The sequence below is a fragment of the Caballeronia humi genome (assembly GCF_001544475.1).
In the GTDB taxonomy this organism is placed as follows: Bacteria; Pseudomonadota; Gammaproteobacteria; order Burkholderiales; family Burkholderiaceae; genus Caballeronia; species Caballeronia humi.
Genome location: NZ_FCNW02000019.1, coordinates 14,926 through 38,833, shown reverse-complemented (window position 1 = coordinate 38,833; position 23,908 = coordinate 14,926). Strand labels below are relative to the sequence as shown.

Sequence of the window (23,908 nt, the reverse complement as noted above, 5' to 3'; positions counted from 1 at the left end):
CGGCGTTTTTGCGTCGTACGGGCAGCCTCAGAACTTATAGCCAACCTTCACATACGTGACGATCGGATTCAGCGTGATACGCGCTTCCGATTTCACGTTGAGCACGCCGACAGGCGTCTGCGCCTGCGTGCTGAGCTTCGCGGTAGCCTTCATCGGAATGAAGGAGACCGACACGCCCGCGAACCAATGCTCGGTGAACGAATAATTGAAGCCGACATTAAAAACCGGTGCCCACGAACTATCCGTGTCTACACTGGTCGGACCATGCAGCACGCCGTTCTCGAAGGCGCCGTTGGTGATCTTCGCGTCCGAGAACCAGGTATAGGTCACGCCGAGACCCACGTACGGACGAAACTTGGACTGCGGGCTCAGGAAGTGGTATTTGAAGAGCAGCGTCGGGCTCCACTGTTTCGCGGTACCGAGCGTGCCGTAGGGTTCCAGCGAGCCCGTGCCTTCAAGGTTGAACTTGAGGGGCAGGCCCATTTCGAGTTCGGCGGCGATCGCGTCGGTGATGAAGTAGCCGACGGTGAAACCGGCGGTGTCGGCGCTAGAGATTCCCGCGCCCGTGCCCGGTACGCTGATATTGACCGGACTTCCGCCTACACTTGTTTCTTTGAGCGGGCCGCTGCTGTCTTGCGGCGCGAAGTGAAACCAGCCTGTGGTGAGGTAGATGGAACCCGCGGATTGCGCATGTGCCGCCGTCGATATGCAGGCCAGCGCCGCCGCTCCTATAACCACTTGTTTTATTTTCAATTTGTGCTCCTCCAGAAAAAGCACGCTCATTATGAACACATCATTTCAAAGTAACCATAGCGCTGCCGTAGAGCATTTTCCCTAGCGGGAAGCGGCATTCGCGCCCGGCCGTCCGGCGTTTCAAGGCTTTGCCCGAAAACGTCGATGCCGCCAACAGAGCGCCCCTTACGGGTGAACACCAACGCGACCAACGGATACTTCAGCATGGCACGGCTTGCACGACTCTATGTTCCCGAACAGCCGCAGCATGTCATCCTGCGCGGTCTCGACCAGCAGCCCGCATTCGTCGACGACCAGGACTACGACCTCTTTCTCGACTGCCTGAGAACGGCTTCACGCGATCATCAACTCGCCGTTCACGCGTACGCACTGATGCCAGGCGCCGTTCACCTGCTCGTCACGCCACGCGACGAGTCCAGTCTCCCGAAGGCGATGCAGGCCGTCGGCCGCCGCTACGTCGCGCACTTCAATCGCCGCTACATGCGGCGCGGCACCCTGTGGGAAGGCCGCTATCGCGCGACGGTCATCGAAGGCGAGCGGTACTTCCTGCTCGCGAGCCGCGTCGTGGAGATGGCGCCGGTGCGCGCGCAGCTCGCCGCCGCTCCGCAGGACTACAAGTGGTCGAGCTACCGGCATCACATCGGCATGACGCTCGATCCGCTCATCACCGACCATCCGCTCTACTGGTCGCTCGGCAATACGCCGTTCGAACGCCAGCACGCCTACAAGGAACTCTGCGAACAGCCGCTCGACGAACGCGAAGCGAATCGTCTGCTGCAGGCAACGCTCAAGGGTTGGGTGCTCGGCAGCGACTCGTATCGAGAGTGGGCGGGACGTGCCGCGAACCGCCGCGTGTCGCCGCTGCCGCGCGGCCGGCCGCGCAAAATTCGTGAAACTCCTCAGACTCAATAACGGCGCAGCCCGCCGAAGCTGAAGCGCATTTCTTGAAACGGCGTCTCGAAATCTCGACCCGCCGTTTTATTTTTGGCCGGCTTTAGATCGAGACCCAATTAAATGGGGCATTCTTGCACCATATCGATAATCGGTGCCATATCATCACGTTTTATTTGCCATCTGCTTGATTCGTCGCGTATATTTCGATTTCCGGCGGTTTGGGGCGCTTGCCGCCCGGTGCACGACCGGCTTCGCGGTCTTTCGTCAGAGTTATAGACGAAGACGCGGGCAATAAAAATATGGTTCAACGGCCCTCCGGCCCCTCACAGAAGACGGTGTCCCTTATGAACGATCAACAGCAGCCGGGCTTCGGTTCGCTTCCCGCCGCGCAGGGTATGTATGACCCCGCCAACGAACACGACGCCTGCGGCGTCGGTTTCGTCGCTCACATCAAGGGCAAGAAGAGCCACGAGATCATTCAGCAGGGTCTCAAGATCCTCGAAAATCTCGACCACCGGGGCGCTGTCGGCGCCGATCCGCTGATGGGCGACGGCGCGGGCATCCTGATCCAGGTGCCGGACGGCTTCTATCGCGAGGAGATGGCGAAGCAAGGCGTGACGCTGCCGCCTGCCGGCGAATATGGCGTCGGCATGATCTTTTTGCCGAAGGAGCATGCGTCGCGGCTCGCGTGCGAGCAGGAACTGGAACGCACGGTGAAGGCCGAAGGCCAGACTGTGCTCGGCTGGCGCGACGTGCCCGTCGATTCCACGATGCCGATTTCGCCCACCGTCAAGGCAAGCGAGCCGCTGATCCGCCAGATCTTCATCGGCCGGGGCAAGGACATCGTCGTGACGGACGCGCTCGAGCGCAAGCTGTACGTGATCCGCAAGACCGCGAGCCACCGCATCCAGGCGCTCAAGCTCAAGCACGGCAAGGAATACTTCGTGCCGTCGATGTCGGCGCGCACGGTCGTCTACAAGGGGCTTCTGCTGGCAGGTCAGGTCGGCGTGTACTACCGCGACCTGCAGGACGACCGCACGGTCTCGGCGCTCGCGCTCGTGCACCAGCGCTTTTCGACCAACACGTTCCCCGCGTGGGAACTCGCTCACCCGTACCGTATGATCGCCCACAACGGCGAAATCAACACGGTGAAGGGCAACGTCAACTGGCTGAACGCGCGTACCGGGGCGATCGCGTCCTACGTGCTCGGCGACGACCTGCCGAAGCTCTGGCCGCTGATCTATCCCGGCCAGTCGGATACCGCTTCGTTCGACAACTGCCTCGAACTGCTGGTCATGGCCGGCTATCCGCTCGTCCACGCGATGATGATGATGATCCCGGAAGCGTGGGAACAGCACACGCTGATGGACGACAACCGCCGCGCGTTCTACGAATACCACGCCGCGATGATGGAACCGTGGGACGGTCCCGCCGCGATCGCGTTCACGGACGGCCGCCAGATCGGCGCGACGCTCGACCGTAACGGCCTGCGTCCGGCGCGCTTCATCGTCACCGACGACGATCTCGTGATCCTCGCGTCGGAATCGGGCGTGCTGCCGATTCCCGAGTCGAAAATCGTGAAGAAGTGGCGTCTGCAGCCGGGCAAGATGTTCCTGATCGACATGGAACAGGGCCGCATCATCGAGGACAAGGAACTGAAGGACAACCTCGCGAATGGCAAGCCGTACAAGAGCTGGATCGACGCCGTGCGCATCAAGCTGGACGAAATCGAGCCGAAGGCCGAGGAAGTCGACACGCAGCGCCGCGAAGCCGCCGCCTTGCTGGATCGCCAGCAGGCATTCGGCTACACGCAGGAAGACCTCAAGTTCCTGATGGCGCCGATGGCGCAATCGGGCGAGGAAGCCGTCGGCTCGATGGGCAACGACTCGCCGCTCGCCGTGATGTCGAGCAAGAACAAGACGCTCTATCACTACTTCAAGCAGCTGTTCGCGCAAGTGACGAACCCGCCGATCGACTCGATCCGCGAAAACATGGTGATGTCGCTCGTGTCGTTCATCGGCCCGAAGCCGAACCTGCTCGATACGACCAACATCAACCCGACGATGCGTCTCGAAGTGTCGCAGCCGGTGCTTGACTTCAAGGACATCGCGAAGATCCGTGCCATAGACAAGTACACGGGCGGCAAGTTTAGCTCGTATGAACTGAACATCTGCTATCCGGTCGCGTGGGGCAAGGAAGGCGTGGAAGCGCGCCTCGCGTCGCTGTGCGCGGAAGCCGTCGATGCCGTGAAGTCCGGCTACAACATGCTGATCGTGTCGGATCGCAAGACGGACCGCGACAACGTCGCGATCCCCGCGCTGCTCGCCACGTCCGCGATCCACACGCATCTCGTGCAGCACGGCCTGCGCACGAGCACGGGCCTCGTCGTGGAGACGGGTTCGGCGCGCGAGACGCACCACTTCGCGTTGCTCGCGGGCTATGGCGCGGAAGCGGTGCATCCGTACCTCGCGCTCGAAACGCTCGCGCAGATGGCCGAAGGGTTGAAGGGCGACCTCTCGGCCGACAAGGCGATCTACAACTACACGAAGGCGGTCGGCAAGGGCCTGCACAAGGTCATGTCGAAGATGGGCATTTCGACGTACATGTCCTACACCGGCGCGCAGATTTTCGAAGCGGTCGGGCTGTCGAGCGACCTCGTCGAGCAGTATTTCAAGGGCACGGCGTCGAAGGTCGGCGGCATCGGCATCTTCGAGGTGGCGGAGGAAGCGATTCGCCTCCATCGCGACGCATTCGGCGACAACCCCGTCCTCGCGACGATGCTCGACGCAGGCGGCGAGTATGCGTATCGCGTCCGTGGCGAAGAGCACATGTGGACGCCCGACGCGATCGCGAAGCTCCAGCACTCGGCGCGCAGCAACTCGTACCAGACGTACAAGGAATACGCGCACCTGATCAACGACCAGACGCGCCGTCACATGACGTTCCGCGGCCTGTTCGAGTTCAAGGTCGATCCGCACAAAGCCATCCCGCTCGACGAAGTGGAATCAGCGAAGGAAATCGTCAAGCGTTTCGCGACGGGCGCGATGTCGCTCGGCTCGATCAGCACGGAAGCGCACGCCACGCTGGCGGTCGCGATGAACCGTATCGGCGGCAAGTCCAACACAGGCGAAGGCGGCGAGGACGAGAAGCGCTATCGGAACGAACTACGCGGCATTCCGATCAAGACCGGCGACACGATGAAGTCGATCATCGGCGATGAAGTCGTCACCGATATTCCGCTGAAAGACGGCGATTCGCTGCGCTCGAAGATCAAGCAGGTCGCGTCCGGGCGCTTCGGCGTGACGGCGGAGTATTTGTCGTCGGCGGACCAGATCCAGATCAAGATGGCGCAAGGCGCGAAGCCGGGCGAGGGCGGCCAGTTGCCGGGCCATAAGGTCTCGGAATACATCGGCAAGCTGCGTTACTCGGTGCCGGGCGTGGGCCTCATTTCGCCGCCGCCGCACCACGACATCTATTCGATCGAAGATCTGGCGCAGCTTATCCACGATCTGAAGAACGCGAATTCGTCGGCGAGCATCTCGGTGAAGCTCGTGTCGGAAGTGGGCGTCGGCACGGTCGCGGCGGGCGTGGCGAAGGCGAAGGCGGATCACGTCGTGATCGCGGGCCATGACGGCGGCACGGGCGCTTCGCCCCTGTCGTCGCTCAAGCACGCGGGCACGCCGTGGGAACTTGGTCTCGCCGAAACGCAGCAGACGCTCGTGCTCAACCGCCTGCGCGGCCGCATCCGCGTACAGGCCGACGGCCAGATGAAGACTGGCCGCGATGTCGTGATCGGCGCGCTCCTCGGCGCCGATGAATTCGGCTTCGCGACGGCGCCGCTCGTCGTCGAAGGCTGCATCATGATGCGTAAGTGCCACCTGAACACGTGCCCGGTCGGCGTCGCGACGCAGGACCCGGTGCTGCGCGCCAAGTTCACCGGCCAGCCGGAACACGTTGTGAACTTCTTCTTCTTCATCGCCGAAGAAGTGCGCGAAATCATGGCGCAACTGGGCATCCGCAAGTTCGACGACCTGATCGGCCACCCCGAACTGCTCGACATGAAGAAGGGCATCGAGCACTGGAAGGCGAAGGGTCTCGACTTCTCGCGCATCTTCTATCAGGTGCCGCAGCACGGCGAAATCGCGACGCGTCACGTTGACGTGCAGGACCACGGCCTCGACAAGGCGCTCGATCACGTGCTGATCGAGAAGTCGAAGGCGGCGATCGAGAAGGGCGAGCATGTGTCGTTCATCCAGCCGGTGCGCAACGTGAACCGGACGGTCGGCGCGATGCTGTCGGGCCTGATCGCGAAGAAGCACGGCCACGACGGCTTGCCGGACGACGCCATCCACATCCAGTTGAAGGGCACGGCCGGCCAGAGTTTCGGTGCGTTCCTCGCGAAGGGCGTGACGCTCGACCTGGTCGGCGACGGCAACGACTACGTCGGCAAGGGGCTGTCGGGCGGGCGCATCATCATTCGCCCGACCAACGACTTCCGCGGCAAGTCCGAGGAAAACATCATCTGCGGCAACACGGTGATGTACGGCGCGATCGAAGGCGAATCGTATTTCCGCGGCGTCGCGGGCGAGCGCTTCTGCGTGCGCAACTCGGGCGCGACGGCGGTCGTCGAAGGCACGGGCGACCACGGCTGCGAATACATGACGGGCGGAACGGTCGTCGTGCTCGGCGAGACCGGTCGCAACTTCGCGGCGGGGATGTCGGGCGGCGTGGCGTTCGTCTACGATCCGGACGGCTCGTTTGCCGGCAAGTGCAACAAGTCGATGGTCGCGCTCGATCCGGTGCTGCAGCAGGCTGAACAGGAACGCACGATCGACCGCGCGCTCTGGCACACCGGCCAGACCGACGAAGCGCTGTTGAAGGGCCTGATCGAGCGTCACTTCCAGTTCACCGGATCGCCGCGCGCGAAGGCGCTGCTCGAAAACTGGGATGCGTCGCGCCGACAGTTCGTCAAGATCTTCCCGACCGAGTACAAGCGGGCGCTCGGCGAGCTTGGCGCGAAGAAGGCGAAGCAGGCGCTCGCGGCTTAAGCGGCTTCAATAGAAGGGCTCTCCGGCGCACGGCGCTGGAGGGCAAGTTCCTCACCAAATACAGAGAAAGAAGAGAACCATATGGGCAAGGCAACCGGTTTTCTCGAGTTCGAACGCCGCCACGAGGCGTACGAAGCACCGCTAACCCGCGTCAAGCACTACAAGGAATTCGTCCACGCGCTGTCCGATGAGGACGCGAAGATCCAGGGCGCGCGCTGCATGGATTGCGGCATTCCGTTTTGCAACAACGGCTGTCCGGTGAACAACATCATTCCGGACTTCAACGATCTCGTCTTCCAGCAGGACTGGAAGACTGCGATCGAAGTCCTGCATTCGACGAACAACTTCCCCGAATTCACCGGGCGGATTTGTCCGGCGCCGTGTGAAGCGGCCTGCACGCTCGGCATCAACGACGATCCGGTCGGCATCAAGTCGATCGAACACGCGATCATCGATAAAGCGTGGGCCGAAGGCTGGGTCGCGCCGCAGCCGCCGAAGCACAAGACCGGCAAGAAGGTCGCGGTCGTCGGCTCGGGGCCGGCTGGACTCGCCGTCGCGCAGCAGTTGGCGCGCGCCGGGCACGATGTCACCGTATTCGAGAAGAACGATCGGATCGGCGGATTGCTGCGCTATGGCATCCCCGATTTCAAGCTGGAGAAGTGGCTGATCGACCGTCGCATGCGGCAGATGGAAGCCGAAGGGGTCGCATTCCGGACGAGCGTGTTCATCGGCAAGGAAGGGCTGCCGTCGCACATCGGCAACACGGCGAAGGAAACCGTCACGCCGGATGAGTTGCGCGAACAGTTCGACGCGATCGTGCTGTCGGGCGGCTCGGAAACGCCGCGCGACTTGCCGGTGCCGGGGCGCGAGCTGGAAGGCATCTACTACGCGATGGAGTTTTTGCCGCAGCAAAACAAGGTCAACGCGGGTGACAAGGTCGACGATCAGCTAGTGGCGAAGGGCAAGCATGTCGTCGTGATCGGCGGCGGCGATACAGGGTCGGACTGCGTCGGCACGTCGAACCGGCATGGCGCGAAGGACGTCACGCAGTTCGAACTGCTCGCGCAACCGCCCGGCGAAGAGAACAAGCCGCTCGTGTGGCCGTACTGGCCGATCAAGCTGCGCACTTCGTCGTCGCATGAAGAGGGTTGTGAGCGCGACTGGTCGGTCGCGACGAAGCGCTTCGAGGGCAAGAACGGCAAGGTCGAGAAGCTGATCGCGGTGCGCGTGGAGTGGAAGAACGGGCGCATGCAGGAAGTGCCGGGCTCCGAGTTCGAGATGAAGGCCGATCTGGTGCTGCTCGCGATGGGGTTCACGCAGCCGCTGTCGCCGGTGCTGGAGGCTTTTGGCGTCGAGAAGGATGCGCGCGGGAATGTGCGCGCGGCGACTGAAGGCGAGAAGTCGTATTACACGTCGGAGAATAAGGTGTTCACCGCTGGCGATATGCGGCGTGGACAGTCGCTCGTCGTGTGGGCGATTCGCGAAGGGCGGCAGTGCGCACGGTCGGTCGATGCGTTTTTGATGGGGCATAGCGAGTTGCCGCGGTAAGGTTTCGCTGCGGTTTTCGCTGATGTGAAAAAGCCGGGCCCGCTTTTCAGCGGGCCCGGCTTTTTTTGTGGCTTATCAGGACTGCGGCGATCAAACCTCCGCCAACGCCCTCTCGATCTCGATCTTGTAATCATGAAACAACGCGACCGATTCGCGATGCGCGACGCTCAAAATCGCCGCGTTCGGCAACCGTTCGGTGAGCGTGTTGTAGATATGCAGTTCGTTATCGGCATCGAGCGCGCTGGTTGCTTCGTCGAGGAACAGGAAGTCGGGCTTGTGCAGCAGCACGCGCGCCGCAGCAAGCCGTTGATGCTCACCCGGCGACATCATCTTTGCCCAGTGCCCGGCCTCTTCCAGCCGATCCCCATACGCCTCCAGATTGCAAGCACGCAGCACCTCGCGCGATTCCTCGTCGCTGAACGTGCCACCCGGCGACGGGTAACTCAGTGCCGCCCGCAGCGTCCCGATCGGCAGATAGCTTTGCTGCGGAATGAACATCATCTTCGCATCGACGGGCGCGTCGATCGTGCCGTCGCCGAACGGCCAGAGGCCTGCGAGCGCACGCATCAGCGTGCTCTTGCCCGACCCCGACGGCCCGTGCACCAGCCAGCGCGACCCCCGCTCCACCGATACATCCGCCACCCGCGCGAGCGGTGTGCCGTTCGGCAGCGCGAGCGTCAGATCGCGCGTCGTGAGGGCTTCCGTGCTCGTGTAATGCAGGTTGATACCGCCGTGCTCGGTCGCTGGCGACGTCGCTTCGCGAATATGCGTCGAGCGCATTACACGTTTGAATTCGCGCAGACGATTCACCGTCGCGCGCCATTCGACCAAGGTCGAGTAACTGTTGATGAACCACGAGAACGAATCGCTGACCGTGCCGAACGCCGACGAAATCTGCATCAGCACGCCAAACGAGAACGCGCCCGCGAAGTAGCGCGGCGCGGCAACCATGATCGGGAAGATGATCGCAATCTGTCCGTAGAAGCTCAGCACGAAGGTCATGCGCTTCGTGTACTTCATGATCATCCACCAGTTGTCGCGGATGCGCGCGAAGATGCCCTTCGCGTTGGCGGTTTCCGTCGCGATGCCATCGTAGAACGCGATCTGCTCGGCATTCTCGCGCACGCGGATCAGGCCGAAGCGGAAATCCGCCTCGACTTTCTGCTGCTGGTAATTGATCGACACGAGCGGATGGCCGACCTTCTGGATGATCAGCGACCCGGCGATCGCGTACAGCGCCGCGGCCCAGACCATGTAGCCCGGAATCACGAGCGGCGTGCCGAACGCGGTCAGCGTCAGGGCGCCCGCAAGCGTCCACAGGATCGTGATGAAGGTGACGAGCGTGACGAGCGTCGAGAGCAGATCGAGCGAGAGGGCGAGCGTCGTCGTGGCGAATGATTGGAGGTCGTCGCTGATCCGCTGGTCGGGGTTGTCGGCGAGTCGGTCGCGTTCGATGCGGTAGAACGCGCGGTCGCCGAGCCATTGCTCGAGGTATTTGTTGGTGAGCCACTGGCGCCAGCGAAAGCCGAGCATCTGCCGCAGATACCGCCCGTACACGGCGAGCAGGATGTACGCGAACGCAAGGCCGGTGAAGATCAGCAGCAGATGCGGGAAGTCAGTGACGTTCTTGCTTTGCAGCGCGTTGTAGAAGTCGGCGTTCCAGCGGTTCAGGCGGACGTTGATCCACACCACCGTCATGTTGATCGCGATGATCGCGATCAGAAGGCCCCACGCGACGCCGCGTTCTTCCGAGACCCAATAGGGCTTGATGAGGCCCCATGTGGACACATTGTCGGCATCTTGCTGTGAGTTGTCGGATGTGCTGTTGGTCATGAGCTTCCTGATGTTGTGCCGGCGCCGTGGCCGGGTGAAACGTGCTGAACGTCTTGTGAAGCGTGCGATTGCGGCCCGAGGCGAAGCGACCCTGACGCGCGGATTGTTCCGCGCTTCCCTTAACTGCGGCTTAACCGGCCGGTGCGCGGCCGTCGCGCGGACGGCCGTGCCAATGCGTACCACGTTCGCGGCATTGTGCCAGAGTGCCGGATTTGGCGAAAAAAGCCGGGAATCCCCGGTTTGCGGCGGCTTCGGCTTTCATGCTTTAATGGTCGTCGACGAAACAGGGGTGCTTCGCACGCGTTCAGGCAGGACGACGCGGCGAGGCTGAGAGAAACCCTTTGCACCCGATCCGGGTAATACCGGCGAGGGAAGTTTCCGGAAAACGGTCGTTTTTCCAGTTTCTTCCAGTATTTCACCCGCCTTGGGCTCGATTTCCCGACGCCCGGCCGGTCTCGCCGCTGATTCGTCCTTTGATTGTGCGTCTGCCGCACTCGAGGAAAGGGCCTGAGACCGGAGTTCCCCGCCATCGGCTTGTCCCCGCGTGCCGCAGCTCGTTGCTGAGGAGGCATCGCATCGTGAACATCGACTTAGACCAGAGCGCCCGGCGCACCGTATCGGACGGCGCGCATCGGCCGGATTTTGCCGTTGTCGGTGGCGGCTTGTGCGGGCGGCTCGTGGCTTGGCGGCTGGCGGGCGCTGGGCATCGGGTCGCGCTGTACGACCGCGGCGACGCGGCGGGCACGCAGTCGGCGGCGTGGGTTGCGGCGGCGATGCTCGCGCCGCTCGCCGAAGCGGCCAGCGCCGAACTGCTGATCACGGAACTCGGTGCGGCGTCGCTGGAACGCTGGCCGGCGCTGATCGCGCAATTGCCCGAGCCGGTTTTCTTCCAGCGCAACGGGACGCTCGTCGTCTGGCACGCGGGCGATCGCGCCGAGGCGCCTTTGTTCGAGCGCCGCCTGCGCGCCAACGCACCGGCCGCGCTCTTCGACAACGGCTTCGTCAAGCTGGCGGGCGCGCAGGTCGCGCAGGCGGAGCCATCGCTGGGGACGCGGTTTGCGCAGGGCTGGCTGCTGCCGCACGAAGGCCAGCTCGACAACCGGCAGGTTTTGTCGTCGCTGGCGGCGGGTTTGGCGCAACGCGGCGTTCAGACGCACTGGAACACCCCGATCGACACCATGCCCGACGCCCGCTTCGTGATCGATTGCCGCGGACTCGGCGGCAAGCCCGCGTGGCCCGCGCTGCGCGGCATTCGCGGCGAAGTGGCGCGCGTACACGCGCCAGGGATCGGGCTGACGCGGCCGGTGCGGCTGCTGCATCCGCGCTATCCGCTTTACATCGCGCCGAAACAGGACGATCTGTACGTGATCGGCGCGACCGAAGTGGAGGGCGAGGACATGTCGCCCGTCACCGTGCGCTCGGCGCTTGAACTGCTGAGTGCGGCGTTCGCCGTGCATCCGGGTTTCGGCGAGGCGCGCATCCTCGAACTCAACGCCCACTGCCGCCCGACACTGCCCGACCACCGTCCGGCCATCGTCTGGGACGGGGCGCGGACCTTGCGGGTGAACGGCTTGTACCGGCACGGCTTCATGATCGCACCGGAAGTCGCCGATACCGCCGCGCAACTGGCCGAAGCGCTCCTCGCGCGGACCGTATCCGGCCCCGATTCCTTCGACGACTTCCGCCACCGCGCGCGCTGGTCGGATTTACTGCATAGCGAGCACACCGTGCCATCGCACTAATTAGCTGACATCGCCATGAATATCCACATCAATCAGAGGCCGTTCGATCTGCCCGACGCGGCCACCGTCACCGATGCCCTCGCCGCCTTCGGCGCGAAGCCGCCGTTCGCGGTCGCGCTGAACGGCCAGTTCGTGGCGCGCGGAGAACACGCGTCGAAAGCGCTCGCTGCGGGCGACAAACTCGACGTCGTCGCGCCGGTCGCGGGCGGCTGATCACGCGATCACACGATCAAACACAGGATCGAATCATGACCACTACCACCATCACAACCGCCGACGCGCTCACGCTCTACGGCGAGGCGTTTCCGAGCCGCGTGCTGCTCGGGACCTCGCGTTATCCGTCGCTGCAGTCGCTCTCCGATTCCATCGATGCCGCCAAACCCGGCATGGTCACGGTCGCGCTCCGGCGCCAGTCGACGACGGGCGAAGCCGGATTCTTCGACGTGCTGAAGCGCCACGGCGTCGCGCTCCTGCCGAACACGGCGGGCTGCCAGAGCGTCGACGAGGTGCTGACGACCGCCCACATGGCGCGCGAAGTTTTCGAGACACCGTGGATCAAGCTCGAACTGATCGGCGACGACTACACGCTCCAGCCGGACCCGATCGGTCTGGTCGAAGCGGCGTCGAAGCTGATCCGCGACGGTTTCAAGGTGCTGCCGTACTGCACGGAAGATCTCGTGATCGGACGGCGTCTGCTCGACGTCGGCTGCGAGGCGCTGATGCCGTGGGGCGCGCCGATCGGCACGGGCAAGGGCGTGACGAATCCGTACGGCCTGCGCACGCTGCGCGAGCGGCTGCCGAACGTGCCGCTGATTGTCGATGCCGGGCTCGGCGTGCCGTCGCATGCGTGCCAGGTGATGGAGTGGGGCTTCGACGGCGTGCTGCTCAACACGGCTGTCTCGCAGGCGACCTTCCCACCGCAGATGGCGCGCGCGTTCGCGCTGGGCGTCGAGGCCGGTCGCATGGCCTATCTCGCCGGACCGATGGCCGAGCGCGACAGCGCGCAGGCGAGCACGCCGGTCGTCGGCATGCCGTTCTGGCACCAGGACGGAGGCGCGGCATGAGCTTGCTGAATCGGGAGATTTTCTGGCCGCCGGCGGACGAACTGACCGAGGTCGCCGAGCGGATTCGCGGGCGGCTCGGTGAGTGGCCGGCGGCATCGACGCAATGGCGCATCTGTCTGACACCGCCTGAGGCGCACGGCGCGAGCGACCTGATCGTGTTCACGGAAACGCACGGCGCGGATGTCGAGCGTTTGCTGGCTGACGGCGCTGCCGTGCTCGAAGCACACGGCGGACGGGCGGTGCTGCGTCGCGAAGACGCGCGTTTCGTGCTGGAAGGAGAGTGGTCGGACGACTGGCTCGCGGCGCTTGCGGCGTTCCTGGATTGCGATTTCGAGCCGCATGACGCGCTGGTGCTCGCGCTCGCCTGGCGCGCCGGCGATGAAAACAAGCCGGACGCGTGGCCCGTCGATTTCGATACGTTCCCGCGCGTCGGCGACTTGCCGGCGCCGCCTTCCGTGCCGTTCCCGAGTTGCCCGGAGCGACTGGGCCTGTACCCGGTGTTGCCGAGCGCCGACTGGGTCGCGCGCGTGCTGGACCTGGGCGTCACGACGGCGCAACTCCGCCGCAAATCTACCGATGCCGCCGATCTCAAGCGTGAAATCGAAGGCGCGGTGAACGCAGGGCACAAGCATCAGGCGCAGTTGTTCATCAACGATCACTGGCGCGAGGCGATCGCGGCGGGCGCGTACGGCGTGCATCTCGGGCAGGAAGACGTGCAGACCGCCGACCTCGAAGCGATCGCCCAAGCCGGCGTGCGCCTCGGCCTTTCGACGCACGGCTATTACGAGATGCTGCGCGCGCTTCATTTCCGTCCTAGCTACCTGGCGCTCGGCGCCGTATTCCCCACGACGACCAAGGTCATGCCGACCGCGCCACAAGGTCTCGCGCGGCTGGCACGATACGTGCGATTGTTGGACGGCCGCGTGCCGCTCGTGGCGATCGGCGGTGTAAACGGCGACGTCTTGCGTGACGTGCTGGCGACGGGTATCGGCAGCGCAGCGCTCGTACGCGCGGTGACCGAGGCGCCCGATACGGCGGCAGCGGTTACTGCGCTACAACTGGAGTTCGCGCAACAATGTTGAAAATTCGGAAAAATCACTAGTCGAAAGGTAGGCCAAGGCATCGTTTACGCGCAGGCCCTATAATTCGGCCTCTTGCGTAAAAGGACTGCCCGCTTCCGTGCCTGCTTCCCCCGAGACCCTGCTTGAGCTTCGCGACGTCGACTTCGGTTACGGCGACAGGCTCGTTTTGTCGAATCTGAACATGCGTTTTACGCGTGGCCAGGTGGTCGCGGTCATGGGCGGGTCGGGCTGCGGCAAGACCACGGTGCTGCGTCTGATCGGCGGATTGGTCAAGGCGAAGCGCGGACAAGTGCTGTTCGGCGGCGCGGATGTCGGCGCCCAGACGCGCGACGGCCTCTACGCGCTGCGCCGAAAGATGGGCATGCTGTTCCAGTTCGGTGCCCTTTTCACCGATCAGACCGTCTTCGAAAACGTCGCTTTCCCGCTGCGCGAACACACCGATCTTCCCGAAGAACTTTTGCGCGACCTCGTGCTGATGAAGCTCAATGCGGTCGGTCTGCGTGGCGCGCGCGATCTCGCGCCGTCGGAGATTTCGGGCGGCATGGCGCGCCGCGTGGCGCTCGCACGCGCCATTGCGCTCGATCCGCAATTGATGATGTACGACGAGCCGTTCGCCGGACTCGACCCCATTTCACTCGGCATCACGGCGAACCTGATCCGCACGCTGAACAGCGCCCTTGGCGCGACGTCGATTCTCGTGACGCACGACGTGCCGGAGTCGTTCGCCATCGCCGATTACGTATATTTCATCGCGAACGGCGGCATCCTGGCCGAAGGTACGCCGGATCAATTGCGCGCATCGACCGATCCGTCGGTGCGCCAGTTTATCGACGGCGCGCCCGACGGCCCGTTCAAGTTCCACTACGCCAGCGTGCCTCTGGCGGCGGATTTCGGTATCGGAGGTCAGGCATGATCAGCGCGCTCGGACGCTGGGTGCTCGACGGCTTCGGCACCGCCGGTTACGCGACGCGCATGTTCGTGCGCCTCGTGCTCGAAATCTTCCCGCTGCTGCGCCGCCCGCGTCTTGTCACGAAACAGATTCATTTCGTCGGCAATTATTCGCTGGTGATCATCGCGGTGTCGGGATTGTTCGTTGGCTTCGTATTGGGCTTGCAGGGGTATTACACGCTCAATCGCTATGGCTCGGAGCAGGCCCTCGGGTTGCTCGTGGCGCTGTCGCTCGTGCGTGAACTCGGGCCGGTAGTCACCGCGCTCCTGTTCGCCGGGCGCGCAGGCACGTCGCTCACCGCCGAAATCGGTTTGATGAAAGCCGGCGAGCAACTGACCGCGATGGAAATGATGGCTGTCGATCCGCTGAAAGTCGTCGTCGCGCCCCGCATGTGGGCCGGAATCATCTCGATGCCGATTCTCGCCGCGATCTTCAGCGCGGTCGGCGTGATCGGCGGATACGTGGTGGGTGTGCTGATGATCGGTGTCGATGCCGGGGCGTTCTGGTCGCAAATGCAGGGCGGCGTGGACGTGTGGCGCGATGTGGGCAACGGCGTGATCAAGAGCATCGTGTTCGGCTTTGCCGTGACGTTCATCGCGCTGTTCCAGGGCTACGAAGCCAAGCCGACGCCCGAAGGCGTGTCGCGCGCGACGACCAGGACGGTCGTGTACGCGTCGCTCGCCGTACTCGGCCTCGATTTCCTGCTGACCGCGCTGATGTTCAGCTAACGCATTGATTAAAAAGGGCGCTCGCGCATCGCGGGCGTGGCGCACGGCACAGTCCTGCGCACCTTTTAGCGACAAGATTCTCTTTGGATAGACGATGAAAAAGACTGCTCTCGACTTCTGGGTCGGCCTCTTCGTGGTGCTGGGTTTCGTGGCGCTGCTGTTTCTCGCGCTGAAAGCCGGCAACATGAGCTCCCTGTCGTTCCAGCCGACGTACGCCGTGAAGCTCAAGTTCGACAACATCGGCGGGCTGAAAGCGCGTGCGCCGGTGAAGAGCGCGGGCGTGACGGTCGGCCGGGTTGGCTCGATCGGCTTTGACCAGAACACGTATCAGGCGGTCGTGACCATCGATATCGACAAGCAATTCGAGTTTCCCAAGGATTCGTCGGCGAAGATCCTGACTTCGGGCTTGCTCGGGGAGCAGTACATCGGACTCGAACCCGGCGGCGACGACCAGATGCTCAAGAGCGGCGACACCATTTCGATGACGCAATCGGCCGTCGTGCTGGAAAACCTGATCGGCCAGTTCCTGTACAACAAGGCGGCGGATTCGGGCGCGTCGAAACCGCCCGCGTCGCCCGCTGCGACCGCGCCCGCACCGGCGTTCCCGGGTGCGGCAAGCGCGATGGGCGCGAGTTCGGCCGGTCAATAAGGAGAAGGACATGCAGGCGATGCGCGTGAGAAGCGCGAGTATCGTGGTTGCCGTGGCGCTGTTGGCCGGCTGCGCGACCGTGACGACGCCTACCAAGGGCGATCCGTTCGAGAGCTACAACCGGACGATGTTCACGGTCAACGACAAGATCGACCAGGTTGCCCTGAAGCCGGTCGCGAAGGCGTACGTCTGGGCGGTGCCGGAGCCGGTGCGCAACAGCGTGACCAACTTCTTCTCCAACATCGGCGACGTCTACATCGCGGCGAACAATCTGCTGCAGTTGAAGATCGCCGATGGCGTGTCGGACATCATGCGGGTCGCGATCAACACGCTGTTCGGCATCGGCGGCCTGTTCGACGTCGCGACGATCGCGAAGCTGCCAAAGCACGAAGCCGATTTCGGCCTGACGCTCGGCCACTATGGCGTGCCGTCGGGGCCGTATCTCGTGCTGCCGCTGCTCGGGCCGAGCACGATTCGCGACACGGGCGGCACGGTCGTCGATTATTTCGGCAATCCGCTCACCTACGTGCATCCGGATTCGGTCAGCTGGGCGCTGTACGGCGTCAATCTCATCGACGTGCGCGCGAATCTGCTCGGCGCAAGCGACGTGCTCGCTGATGCCGCGCTCGACAAGTATTCGTTCGTGCGTAACGCGTATCTCCAGCGGCGCCAGTATCTGATCTCGGGCGGCGACGGTTCGGCGCCGGATTACGGTGATGAAGCGCTGCCGACTTACGACGACACTGCATCCGGCGGCACGGCGGGCGCGGCTGCGGCGACGGCGGCATCGGCCACCGCGACGCCGCTTGCGCCGGCATCGGCCACCGCTGCACCGGCGACGGCGGCATCAGCGCCGGAAGCGGCATCGGAAGGGGCGGAAGCGCCCGCGCCGGCCAGCGGCAGCGGTACGATCAAGGGGAATCAGATGGTGCCGCCGCGCATTCCGTCGTTCCCTTCGATCCGCCTGCGCTGATCCGGCCGTGCATAACGAGCCGTAACATAATTGACAGGTATTTTGACGGTTTGGCGGGTGCGGCGCGTGAACTCGGAATCCTCGCCATGCTCAAACCCAAGCCACTTTAAAAGCAGGGTCTGAAATGAAAAAACTATTGTTGCTTCCCCTTTTCGCGTTGTTCCTTGCGTTCTCGAGCGGCGCATCGGCGCAGGCTGTCGATACGAGCAATCCGGATGTCCTGATCAAGACGGTCACGCAGCAGGTGCTCGACCAGATCAAGGCCGACAAGCAGATCCAGTCGGGCAACATCACGCGCATCACGGAACTCGTAAACCAGAAAATCCTGCCGTACACGGACTTCACGCGCACGACGCGCCTCGTCATGGGCCGCAACTGGAACACCGCGACGCCGCAGCAGCAGAAGGAAATCGTCGAGCAGTTCAAGATACTGCTGATCCGCACGTATTCGGGCGCGCTCGCACAGGTGCGCGACCAGGAAGTGCAGTACAAGCCGTTCCGCGCATCGCCGGAAGATACGGACGTGGTCGTGCGCTCGGTCGTCATCAACAACGGTCAGCCGATCCAGCTCGACTATCGCCTGTACAAGACACCGCAAGGCTGGAAGGTTTACGACATCAACGTGCTCGGCGCATGGCTGATCCAGGCTTACCAGCAGCAGTTCAGCGAGCAGATTTCGCAGCATGGCGTCGACGGACTGCTGCAGTTCCTGACGCAGCGTAACCAGCAACTCGCGAGCGGCAAGGCATCGTGAGCGGTTTGAATCACGCGTCCCGCTTCGAAACCGCCGCCGCGCTCACGCACGAGAGCGCGAAGGCCGCGCTCGAAGCGGGGCTGTCGCGGATTGCGGCGGGCGCAACCGAAGTCGATTGCGCGCCGCTCACGCAGTTCGATTCGTCCGCGCTCGCGGTGTTTCTCGCGTGGCAGCGCGCGGCGTCCGCCCGCGGCGGCGCGCTTGCCATCGTCAATTTTCCCACCGGGCTTGCCAGTCTCGCGCAGGCCTACGGCGTCGACACGCTCCTCTCTTTCCGGCATTGATCCTGCCTTGAGCCGCAACCTGCGCGGCGCGGGACGACGTCCCGCCGCGTCCGGCAAAATCGGGCTCGGCCCGTTTGCCCTATAATCAAATGTTTTTTCGGCCACGTACCCGGCCCCTTCTGGCCGTGTTCCGGCACTGAAGTGAGCGCATTTCCCGCGCGCTTTCAGCCGGATCAGGCCCGTACCGCACACTTGAGCCGCCGCTTTTTTCAGCGCGCGCACAGTCATGTCAGCCATAGAAATCCGAAACGTCAGAAAGCGCTATAAAGAGCTGCAAGCGCTCAAAGGCGTGAGTTTCACGGTGGAAGAAGGCGAGTTCTTCGGCCTGCTCGGTCCCAACGGGGCGGGCAAGACCACCCTGATCAGCATCCTCGCGGGCCTCGCGCGCGCCGACAGCGGCACGATTTCCGTGCGCGGCCACGACGTCGTCACCGATTTTCGCGCCGCGCGCCGCGCGCTCGGCATCGTGCCGCAGGAGCTCGTGTTCGATCCGTTTTTCACCGTGCGCGAATCGCTGCGCATCCAGTCGGGCTATTTTGGCTTGCGCCACAACGACGACTGGATCGACGAAATCATGGCGAACCTCGATCTCACCGAGAAAGCCGACGTGAACACCCGCGCGCTGTCCGGCGGGATGAAGCGGCGCGTGCTGGTCGCGCAGGCGCTGGTGCATCGGCCGCCCGTGATCGTGCTCGACGAGCCGACCGCCGGCGTCGATGTGGAATTGCGCCAGACGTTGTGGAAATTCATCTCGCGCCTGAATCGCGAGGGTCACACGATCGTCCTCACGACGCACTATCTCGAAGAAGCCGAGGCGCTCTGCGACCGGCTCGCGATGCTGCGGCGGGGCGAAGTCGTCGCGCTGGAGCGGACGAGCTCGCTGCTCCAGCGCTTCTCGGGCATGCAGTTGTCGCTGCGCTTTTCGCGCGGCGTGCTGCCCGCCGAATTGCGCCCGCTGGAAGTCGATCCGCACGCGGTATCGGGCGCGCAGCATCTGTTGCGTCTCGCGAGCTACGACGAAGTCGAGCCGATTCTCGCGAAATGCCGCGCGGCGGGCTGCGCATTCGACGAAATCGAAGTGCGCAAGGCCGATCTGGAAGATGTGTTCGTGCAGGTCATGAACGAGCCTGAAGTGGTCGAGGGACTTTCATGAGCGGTTTCAGAACACTGTTTTATAAGGAAATCTTGCGTTTCTGGAAGGTCGCCTTCCAGACGGTGCTCGCGCCGGTGATTACGGCGCTCCTGTATCTGATGATCTTCGGTCACGCGCTGTCGAGCCACGTGCAGGTGTATCCGGGCGTCGCGTACACGAGCTTTCTCGTGCCCGGCCTCGTCATGATGAGCGTGCTGCAGAACTCGTTCGCGAACAGTTCGTCGTCGATGATCCAGTCGAAGATCACCGGCAATCTCGTGTTCGTGCTGCTGCCGCCGATCGCGCACTGGGAAATGTATTTCGCGTACGTGCTGGCGTCGGTCGTGCGCGGGCTGGTGGTCGGATTCGGCGTGTTCATCGTGACCGTATGGTTCATCCCGATGACTTTTTCCGCGCCGCTCTACATCATTGCGTTCGCTGTGCTCGGCTCGGGGATTCTCGGCACGCTCGGGCTGATCGCCGGCATCTGGGCCGAGAAATTCGACCAGCTTGCCGCTTTTCAGAATTTCCTGATCATGCCGCTCACGTTCCTGTCGGGCGTGTTCTACTCGACGCATTCGCTGCCGCCTGTCTGGCGCGAGGTATCGCGTCTGAACCCGTTTTTCTACATGATCGACGGCTTCCGCTACGGGTTCTTCGGCATGTCCGACGTGAGCCCGCTTGCGAGCCTGGCGATCGTCGGCGCGTTTTTCGCCGTGTTGGCCGCGATCGCCGTGCGAATGCTGGCGAGCGGCTATAAGCTGCGTCACTGAATATTCAAGGAGACTTCCGATGTTGCCGACCCCGGAACAAGTGAAGGATTACATCGCTGGCGGGCTTGCCTGCCAGCATCTGGAAGTAGAGGGCGACGGGCAGCACTTTTTCGCCACCATCGTGAGCGATGCATTCCAGGGCAAGCGCCTCATCGCGCGGCATCAACTGGTGTACGCGGCCCTCGGCGACCGCATGCGCGCCGAAATTCACGCGCTCAGCATGAAGACGCTGACGCCGGACGAATGGAAATCGGCATAAGCCGGGCAGCGCTCAATTCAAGTCAACCGCGACGCCGACCCAGGCGCCGCAGCAGAGAAGCAAGGTAGAAGGACAGCAAGCATGGACAAACTGGTCATCACTGGGGGCACGAAGCTCTCGGGCGAAATCGTCGTATCGGGTGCGAAGAACGCGGCGCTGCCGATTCTCTGCGCGAGCCTGCTCACCGCCGACGACGTCCATCTCGAAAACGTTCCGAATCTGCAGGACGTGCGCACCATGCTCAAGCTGTTGCGCCAGATGGGCGTGAATTCGGAAGTAAGCGGCGACGGCCGCGTGACGCTGAATGCGTCGAAGGTCGACAACCTCGTCGCTCCGTACGAAATGGTCAAGACGATGCGCGCGTCGATTCTCGTGCTCGGGCCGCTCGTTGCGCGCTTCGGCGAGGCGAAGGTGTCGCTGCCGGGCGGCTGCGCGATCGGCGCGCGTCCGGTTGACCAGCACATCAAGGGCCTGCTGGCGATGGGCGCCGAGATCAACATCGAGCACGGTTTTATCGAAGCGCGGGCGAAGCGGCTGAAAGGCGCGCGCATCATCACCGACATGATCACGGTTACCGGCACGGAAAACCTGCTGATGGCGGCGGTTCTCGCCGACGGCGAAACGGTGATTGAAAACGCCGCGCGCGAGCCGGAAGTGAGCGATCTGGCGCATCTGCTTGTGAAGATGGGCGCGAAGATCGATGGCATCGGCTCGGACCGGCTTGTGATCCAGGGCGTCGAGAAGCTGCACGGCGCGCGCCATTCGGTCGTGCCGGACCGCATCGAGGCGGGCACCTTCCTGTGCGCGGTCGCGGCCGCTGGCGGCGACGTGACGCTGCGTCACGTGAGTCCGGGGTTGCTGGATGCCGTGACGTCGAAGCTGCGCGAAGCGGGCGTATCGATCGAGGAAGGCAATAGCTGGATGCGGGTGAAGATGGCGAAGCGTCCCGAAGCGGTGAGTTTCCGCACCTCCGAATACCCCGCGTTCCCGACCGACATGCAGGCGCAGTTCATGGCCCTCAACGCGATCGCGATGGGCACGTCGCAGGTTGTCGAGACGATCTTCGAGAACCGCTTCATGCACGTCCAGGAACTGAACCGGCTCGGCGCGCACATCACGATCGACGGGAACACGGCGCTCGTGACGGGCGTCGAGAAGCTGTCGGGCGCGAAGGTGATGGCAACCGATCTGCGCGCGTCGGCGAGTCTCGTGATCGCGGCGATGTGCGCGGACGGCGACACGCTGATCGACCGCATCTATCACCTCGATCGCGGCTACGACCGCATGGAAGCGAAGCTGACGGCGGTCGGCGCGAGGGTGAGCCGCATCAAGGGCAGCGGGAGCGAGCAATGAGCTCGGTGCCGCAGACTTCGTCGTCGGTGGAGGCGAGCGCGCCGCTGACGCTCGCGCTGTCGAAAGGGCGTATCTTCGACGAGACGCTGCCGTTGCTGGCGGCGGCCGGCGTGCAGGTCGCCGAAGACCCGGAGAGCTCGCGCAAGCTGATCCTGCCGACCACGAATCCGAACCTGCGCGTGATCATCGTGCGCGCGACCGACGTGCCGACCTACGTCGAATACGGCGCGGCGGACTTCGGCGTCGCGGGCAAGGACGTGCTGATCGAGCACGGCGGCGGCGGGCTGTACCAGCCGGTCGACCTGAACATCGCGCGCTGCCGGATGTCGGTGGCGGTGAAAGCCGGTTTCGATTACGCGAGCGCCGTGCGCCAAGGCGCTCGGTTGCGCGTCGCGACGAAATACGTGGAAGTGGCGCGCGAGCATTTCGCGTCGAAGGGCGTGCACGTCGACTTGATCAAGCTGTACGGATCGATGGAACTGGCGCCGCTCGTCGGTTTGGCCGACGCGATCGTCGATCTGGTCAGCTCGGGCGGCACGTTGCGGGCAAACAATCTCGTCGAGGTCGAGGAAATCATGCAGATTTCGTCGCGACTCGTCGTCAATCAGGCTGCGCTTAAGCTGAAGCGCGCGGCGCTGAAGCCGTACCTCGACGCGTTCGAACGCGCGTCGGTGGGCAACGGCAACTGAGCGTGCGCGTTTTCAATCGCACGCGATACTGAAACGGAAAACCAGCATGTCTATCAAGATTCGCAAACTCGATTCCAGCGCCAACGGTTTTCACCCGGCACTGCACGCGGTGCTCGCGTTCGAGGCGAGCGAGGACGAAGCGATCGAGCGTTCGGTCGCGCAGATTCTCGCCGACGTGAAGGCGCGCGGCGACGAAGCCGTGCTCGACTACACGAACCAGTTCGACCGGCTGAAAGCGACGAGCGTCGCGGCGCTCGAACTGCCGCCTTCGGAACTGGAGGCTGCGCTGGAAGGGCTCGAACCGAAGCGCCGCGCCGCGCTGGAAGCGGCGGCTGCGCGGGTGCGCGGGTATCACGAGAAGCAGCGGATCGAATGCGGCAGCCATAGCTGGCAGTACACCGAAGCCGATGGCACCGTCCTCGGCCAGAAAGTCACGCCGCTCGATCGCGCGGGCATCTACGTGCCGGGCGGCAAGGCGGCGTATCCGTCGTCGGTACTGATGAACGCGATTCCGGCGCGCGTCGCGGGCGTCAGGGAAATCGTGATGGTCGTGCCGACGCCCGATGGCGTGAAGAACCCGCTCGTGCTCGCGGCCGCGCTGCTCGGCGGCGTGGATCGCGTGTTCACGATCGGCGGGGCGCAGGCGGTCGGCGCGCTCGCGTACGGCACGGAATCAGTGCCGGCCGTCGACAAGATCTGCGGTCCGGGCAACGCGTATGTGGCGTCGGCTAAGCGCCGCGTGTTCGGCACGGTCGGCATCGACATGATCGCGGGGCCGTCCGAAATCCTCGTGATCTGCGACGGCACCACCGATCCGCGCTGGGTCGCGATGGACCTCTTCTCGCAAGCCGAGCACGACGAGCTCGCGCAATCGATCCTGCTGTGTCCGGATGCGGCGTTCATTCAGCGCGTGGAGGACGCGATCGTCGAATTGCTGCCGTCGATGCCGCGCCGCGACGTGATCCAGCGCTCCCTCGAAGACCGCGGCGCGCTCGTCAAGGTGAAGGACATGGCCGAAGCCTGCACGATCGCCAACGATATCGCGCCGGAGCATCTCGAAATCTCCGCGCTCGATCCGCATCACTGGGCCGCGCAGATTCGCCACGCCGGCGCGATCTTCCTCGGCCGCTACACGAGCGAGAGCCTGGGCGATTATTGCGCCGGCCCGAACCACGTCCTGCCGACGTCGCGCACGGCGCGCTTTTCGTCGCCGCTCGGTGTTTACGATTTCATGAAGCGTTCGAGCGTGATCGAAGTGAGCGCGGAAGGCGCGCAGACGCTCGGCGAAATCGCGGCGGAACTCGCGTACGGCGAAGGCTTGCAGGCGCACGCCCGCAGCGCCGAATACCGCATGAAGAACATGGGCCAGTAACGGCCGAACGGGGACAGGCGGCCCCAAGA

22 protein-coding genes and 1 riboswitch are annotated in these 23,908 nt (G+C 63.8%); of the genes, 19 read left to right on the top strand and 3 right to left on the bottom strand.

The window, feature by feature from the left end; genetic code table 11:
* Nucleotides 1-27: 27 nt before the first annotated feature.
* Both AWB65_RS18245 and AWB65_RS36980 read right to left on the bottom strand, forming a co-directional pair.
* Complete coding sequence (locus tag AWB65_RS18245; protein WP_087657868.1) at nucleotides 28-753, bottom strand: OmpW/AlkL family protein; 726 nt, start codon at nucleotides 751-753, stop codon at nucleotides 28-30.
* Between the two features lie 29 nt (nucleotides 754-782).
* Nucleotides 783-959 carry a hypothetical protein gene (locus AWB65_RS36980; protein WP_235007669.1) on the bottom strand — a complete coding sequence of 59 codons (177 nt, stop codon included), beginning with the start codon at nucleotides 957-959 and terminating at the stop codon, nucleotides 783-785.
* On the opposite strand from AWB65_RS36980, the gene AWB65_RS18240 reads away from it, so the two are divergent.
* The 3 genes from AWB65_RS18240 to AWB65_RS18230 all read left to right on the top strand — a co-directional run bounded on the left by AWB65_RS18240 (nucleotide 958) and on the right by AWB65_RS18230 (nucleotide 8,243).
* Nucleotides 958-1,665, top strand: a complete 708-nt coding sequence (locus tag AWB65_RS18240) for a transposase (RefSeq protein WP_087657825.1) — start codon at nucleotides 958-960, stop codon at nucleotides 1,663-1,665. The two genes, AWB65_RS36980 and AWB65_RS18240, sit on opposite strands and share 2 nt — an antisense overlap.
* A gap of 326 nt (nucleotides 1,666-1,991) precedes the next feature.
* Complete coding sequence (locus tag AWB65_RS18235; RefSeq protein WP_087668494.1) at nucleotides 1,992-6,695, top strand: glutamate synthase-related protein; 4,704 nt, start codon at nucleotides 1,992-1,994, stop codon at nucleotides 6,693-6,695.
* 81 nt (nucleotides 6,696-6,776) lie between these two features.
* Complete coding sequence (locus tag AWB65_RS18230) at nucleotides 6,777-8,243, top strand: glutamate synthase subunit beta (RefSeq protein WP_087668493.1); 1,467 nt, start codon at nucleotides 6,777-6,779, stop codon at nucleotides 8,241-8,243.
* A 90-nt stretch (nucleotides 8,244-8,333) separates the two neighbouring features.
* Here the strand turns inward: AWB65_RS18230 and AWB65_RS18225 are convergent, their stop codons facing one another.
* A complete protein-coding gene (locus tag AWB65_RS18225) occupies nucleotides 8,334-10,076 on the bottom strand; it encodes an ABC transporter ATP-binding protein/permease (protein WP_087668492.1) in 1,743 nt (580 codons plus the stop codon).
* 275 nt (nucleotides 10,077-10,351) lie between these two features.
* A riboswitch (TPP riboswitch) is annotated at nucleotides 10,352-10,467 on the top strand.
* A 187-nt stretch (nucleotides 10,468-10,654) separates the two neighbouring features.
* On the opposite strand from AWB65_RS18225, the gene AWB65_RS18220 reads away from it, so the two are divergent.
* From AWB65_RS18220 to hisD, 16 genes are all read left to right on the top strand, one after another.
* A complete protein-coding gene (locus tag AWB65_RS18220; RefSeq protein WP_235007668.1) occupies nucleotides 10,655-11,818 on the top strand; it encodes an FAD-dependent oxidoreductase in 1,164 nt (387 codons plus the stop codon).
* Nucleotides 11,819-11,833: 15 nt separating this feature from the next.
* A complete protein-coding gene (gene thiS, locus AWB65_RS18215; protein ID WP_087657831.1) occupies nucleotides 11,834-12,031 on the top strand; it encodes a sulfur carrier protein ThiS in 198 nt (65 codons plus the stop codon).
* A 35-nt stretch (nucleotides 12,032-12,066) separates the two neighbouring features.
* Nucleotides 12,067-12,882 (top strand): thiazole synthase, encoded by an 816-nt coding sequence (locus tag AWB65_RS18210; protein WP_087668491.1) that lies wholly within the window; start codon nucleotides 12,067-12,069, stop codon nucleotides 12,880-12,882.
* Nucleotides 12,879-13,964: a thiamine phosphate synthase gene (gene thiE / locus AWB65_RS18205; protein ID WP_087668490.1), complete on the top strand. Its 1,086-nt coding sequence runs from the start codon at nucleotides 12,879-12,881 to the stop codon at nucleotides 13,962-13,964. The genes AWB65_RS18210 and thiE overlap by 4 nt, the downstream gene beginning before the upstream one ends.
* 97 nt (nucleotides 13,965-14,061) lie before the next feature.
* Nucleotides 14,062-14,877 carry an ABC transporter ATP-binding protein gene (locus tag AWB65_RS18200; RefSeq protein WP_087668489.1) on the top strand — a complete coding sequence of 272 codons (816 nt, stop codon included), beginning with the start codon at nucleotides 14,062-14,064 and terminating at the stop codon, nucleotides 14,875-14,877.
* Nucleotides 14,874-15,641 carry a lipid asymmetry maintenance ABC transporter permease subunit MlaE gene (mlaE, locus tag AWB65_RS18195; protein ID WP_087657835.1) on the top strand — a complete coding sequence of 256 codons (768 nt, stop codon included), beginning with the start codon at nucleotides 14,874-14,876 and terminating at the stop codon, nucleotides 15,639-15,641. Before AWB65_RS18200 ends, mlaE begins: the two co-directional genes overlap by 4 nt.
* A gap of 94 nt (nucleotides 15,642-15,735) precedes the next feature.
* Nucleotides 15,736-16,290 (top strand): outer membrane lipid asymmetry maintenance protein MlaD, encoded by a 555-nt coding sequence (gene mlaD / locus AWB65_RS18190; protein ID WP_087668488.1) that lies wholly within the window; start codon nucleotides 15,736-15,738, stop codon nucleotides 16,288-16,290.
* A 10-nt stretch (nucleotides 16,291-16,300) separates the two neighbouring features.
* A complete protein-coding gene (locus tag AWB65_RS18185) occupies nucleotides 16,301-17,263 on the top strand; it encodes an MlaA family lipoprotein (protein WP_087668487.1) in 963 nt (320 codons plus the stop codon).
* Between the two features lie 124 nt (nucleotides 17,264-17,387).
* Complete coding sequence (locus AWB65_RS18180; RefSeq protein WP_087668486.1) at nucleotides 17,388-18,017, top strand: MlaC/ttg2D family ABC transporter substrate-binding protein; 630 nt, start codon at nucleotides 17,388-17,390, stop codon at nucleotides 18,015-18,017.
* Entirely contained in the window at nucleotides 18,014-18,301 is a 288-nt protein-coding gene (locus AWB65_RS18175) for an STAS domain-containing protein (RefSeq protein WP_374729750.1), read from the top strand. Before AWB65_RS18180 ends, AWB65_RS18175 begins: the two co-directional genes overlap by 4 nt.
* Before the next feature lie 226 nt (nucleotides 18,302-18,527).
* Complete coding sequence (locus AWB65_RS18170; RefSeq protein ID WP_087668484.1) at nucleotides 18,528-19,454, top strand: ABC transporter ATP-binding protein; 927 nt, start codon at nucleotides 18,528-18,530, stop codon at nucleotides 19,452-19,454.
* Complete coding sequence (locus AWB65_RS18165) at nucleotides 19,451-20,206, top strand: ABC transporter permease (RefSeq protein ID WP_087657841.1); 756 nt, start codon at nucleotides 19,451-19,453, stop codon at nucleotides 20,204-20,206. Before AWB65_RS18170 ends, AWB65_RS18165 begins: the two co-directional genes overlap by 4 nt.
* Before the next feature lie 19 nt (nucleotides 20,207-20,225).
* Nucleotides 20,226-20,465 carry a BolA family protein gene (locus AWB65_RS18160; protein WP_087657842.1) on the top strand — a complete coding sequence of 80 codons (240 nt, stop codon included), beginning with the start codon at nucleotides 20,226-20,228 and terminating at the stop codon, nucleotides 20,463-20,465.
* An 81-nt stretch (nucleotides 20,466-20,546) separates the two neighbouring features.
* Nucleotides 20,547-21,818 (top strand): UDP-N-acetylglucosamine 1-carboxyvinyltransferase, encoded by a 1,272-nt coding sequence (murA, locus tag AWB65_RS18155; RefSeq protein WP_087668483.1) that lies wholly within the window; start codon nucleotides 20,547-20,549, stop codon nucleotides 21,816-21,818.
* On the top strand, nucleotides 21,815-22,507 hold the full coding sequence (gene hisG / locus AWB65_RS18150) for an ATP phosphoribosyltransferase (protein ID WP_087668482.1): 693 nt from the start codon (nucleotides 21,815-21,817) through the stop codon (nucleotides 22,505-22,507). The genes murA and hisG overlap by 4 nt, the downstream gene beginning before the upstream one ends.
* Before the next feature lie 46 nt (nucleotides 22,508-22,553).
* Nucleotides 22,554-23,879, top strand: coding sequence for a histidinol dehydrogenase (gene hisD / locus AWB65_RS18145; protein WP_087668481.1), 1,326 nt, complete (start codon nucleotides 22,554-22,556; stop codon nucleotides 23,877-23,879).
* Nucleotides 23,880-23,908 lie beyond the last annotated feature (29 nt).

Bases quoted from the DNA above. Each gene is read 5' to 3' on its own strand.
- AWB65_RS18240 (WP_087657825.1), top strand. From the start codon at position 958: ATGGCACGGCTTGCACGACTCTATGTTCCCGAACAGCCGCAGCATGTC.
- AWB65_RS36980 (WP_235007669.1), bottom strand. From the start codon at position 959: ATGCTGAAGTATCCGTTGGTCGCGTTGGTGTTCACCCGTAAGGGGCGC.
- AWB65_RS18235 (WP_087668494.1), top strand. From the start codon at position 1,992: ATGAACGATCAACAGCAGCCGGGCTTCGGTTCGCTTCCCGCCGCGCAG.
- AWB65_RS18230 (WP_087668493.1), top strand. From the start codon at position 6,777: ATGGGCAAGGCAACCGGTTTTCTCGAGTTCGAACGCCGCCACGAGGCG.
- AWB65_RS18225 (WP_087668492.1), bottom strand. From the start codon at position 10,076: ATGACCAACAGCACATCCGACAACTCACAGCAAGATGCCGACAATGTG.
- thiS (WP_087657831.1), top strand. From the start codon at position 11,834: ATGAATATCCACATCAATCAGAGGCCGTTCGATCTGCCCGACGCGGCC.
- AWB65_RS18210 (WP_087668491.1), top strand. From the start codon at position 12,067: ATGACCACTACCACCATCACAACCGCCGACGCGCTCACGCTCTACGGC.
- thiE (WP_087668490.1), top strand. From the start codon at position 12,879: ATGAGCTTGCTGAATCGGGAGATTTTCTGGCCGCCGGCGGACGAACTG.
- mlaE (WP_087657835.1), top strand. From the start codon at position 14,874: ATGATCAGCGCGCTCGGACGCTGGGTGCTCGACGGCTTCGGCACCGCC.
- mlaD (WP_087668488.1), top strand. From the start codon at position 15,736: ATGAAAAAGACTGCTCTCGACTTCTGGGTCGGCCTCTTCGTGGTGCTG.
- AWB65_RS18185 (WP_087668487.1), top strand. From the start codon at position 16,301: ATGCAGGCGATGCGCGTGAGAAGCGCGAGTATCGTGGTTGCCGTGGCG.
- AWB65_RS18180 (WP_087668486.1), top strand. From the start codon at position 17,388: ATGAAAAAACTATTGTTGCTTCCCCTTTTCGCGTTGTTCCTTGCGTTC.
- AWB65_RS18170 (WP_087668484.1), top strand. From the start codon at position 18,528: ATGTCAGCCATAGAAATCCGAAACGTCAGAAAGCGCTATAAAGAGCTG.
- AWB65_RS18165 (WP_087657841.1), top strand. From the start codon at position 19,451: ATGAGCGGTTTCAGAACACTGTTTTATAAGGAAATCTTGCGTTTCTGG.
- AWB65_RS18160 (WP_087657842.1), top strand. From the start codon at position 20,226: ATGTTGCCGACCCCGGAACAAGTGAAGGATTACATCGCTGGCGGGCTT.
- murA (WP_087668483.1), top strand. From the start codon at position 20,547: ATGGACAAACTGGTCATCACTGGGGGCACGAAGCTCTCGGGCGAAATC.
- hisG (WP_087668482.1), top strand. From the start codon at position 21,815: ATGAGCTCGGTGCCGCAGACTTCGTCGTCGGTGGAGGCGAGCGCGCCG.
- hisD (WP_087668481.1), top strand. From the start codon at position 22,554: ATGTCTATCAAGATTCGCAAACTCGATTCCAGCGCCAACGGTTTTCAC.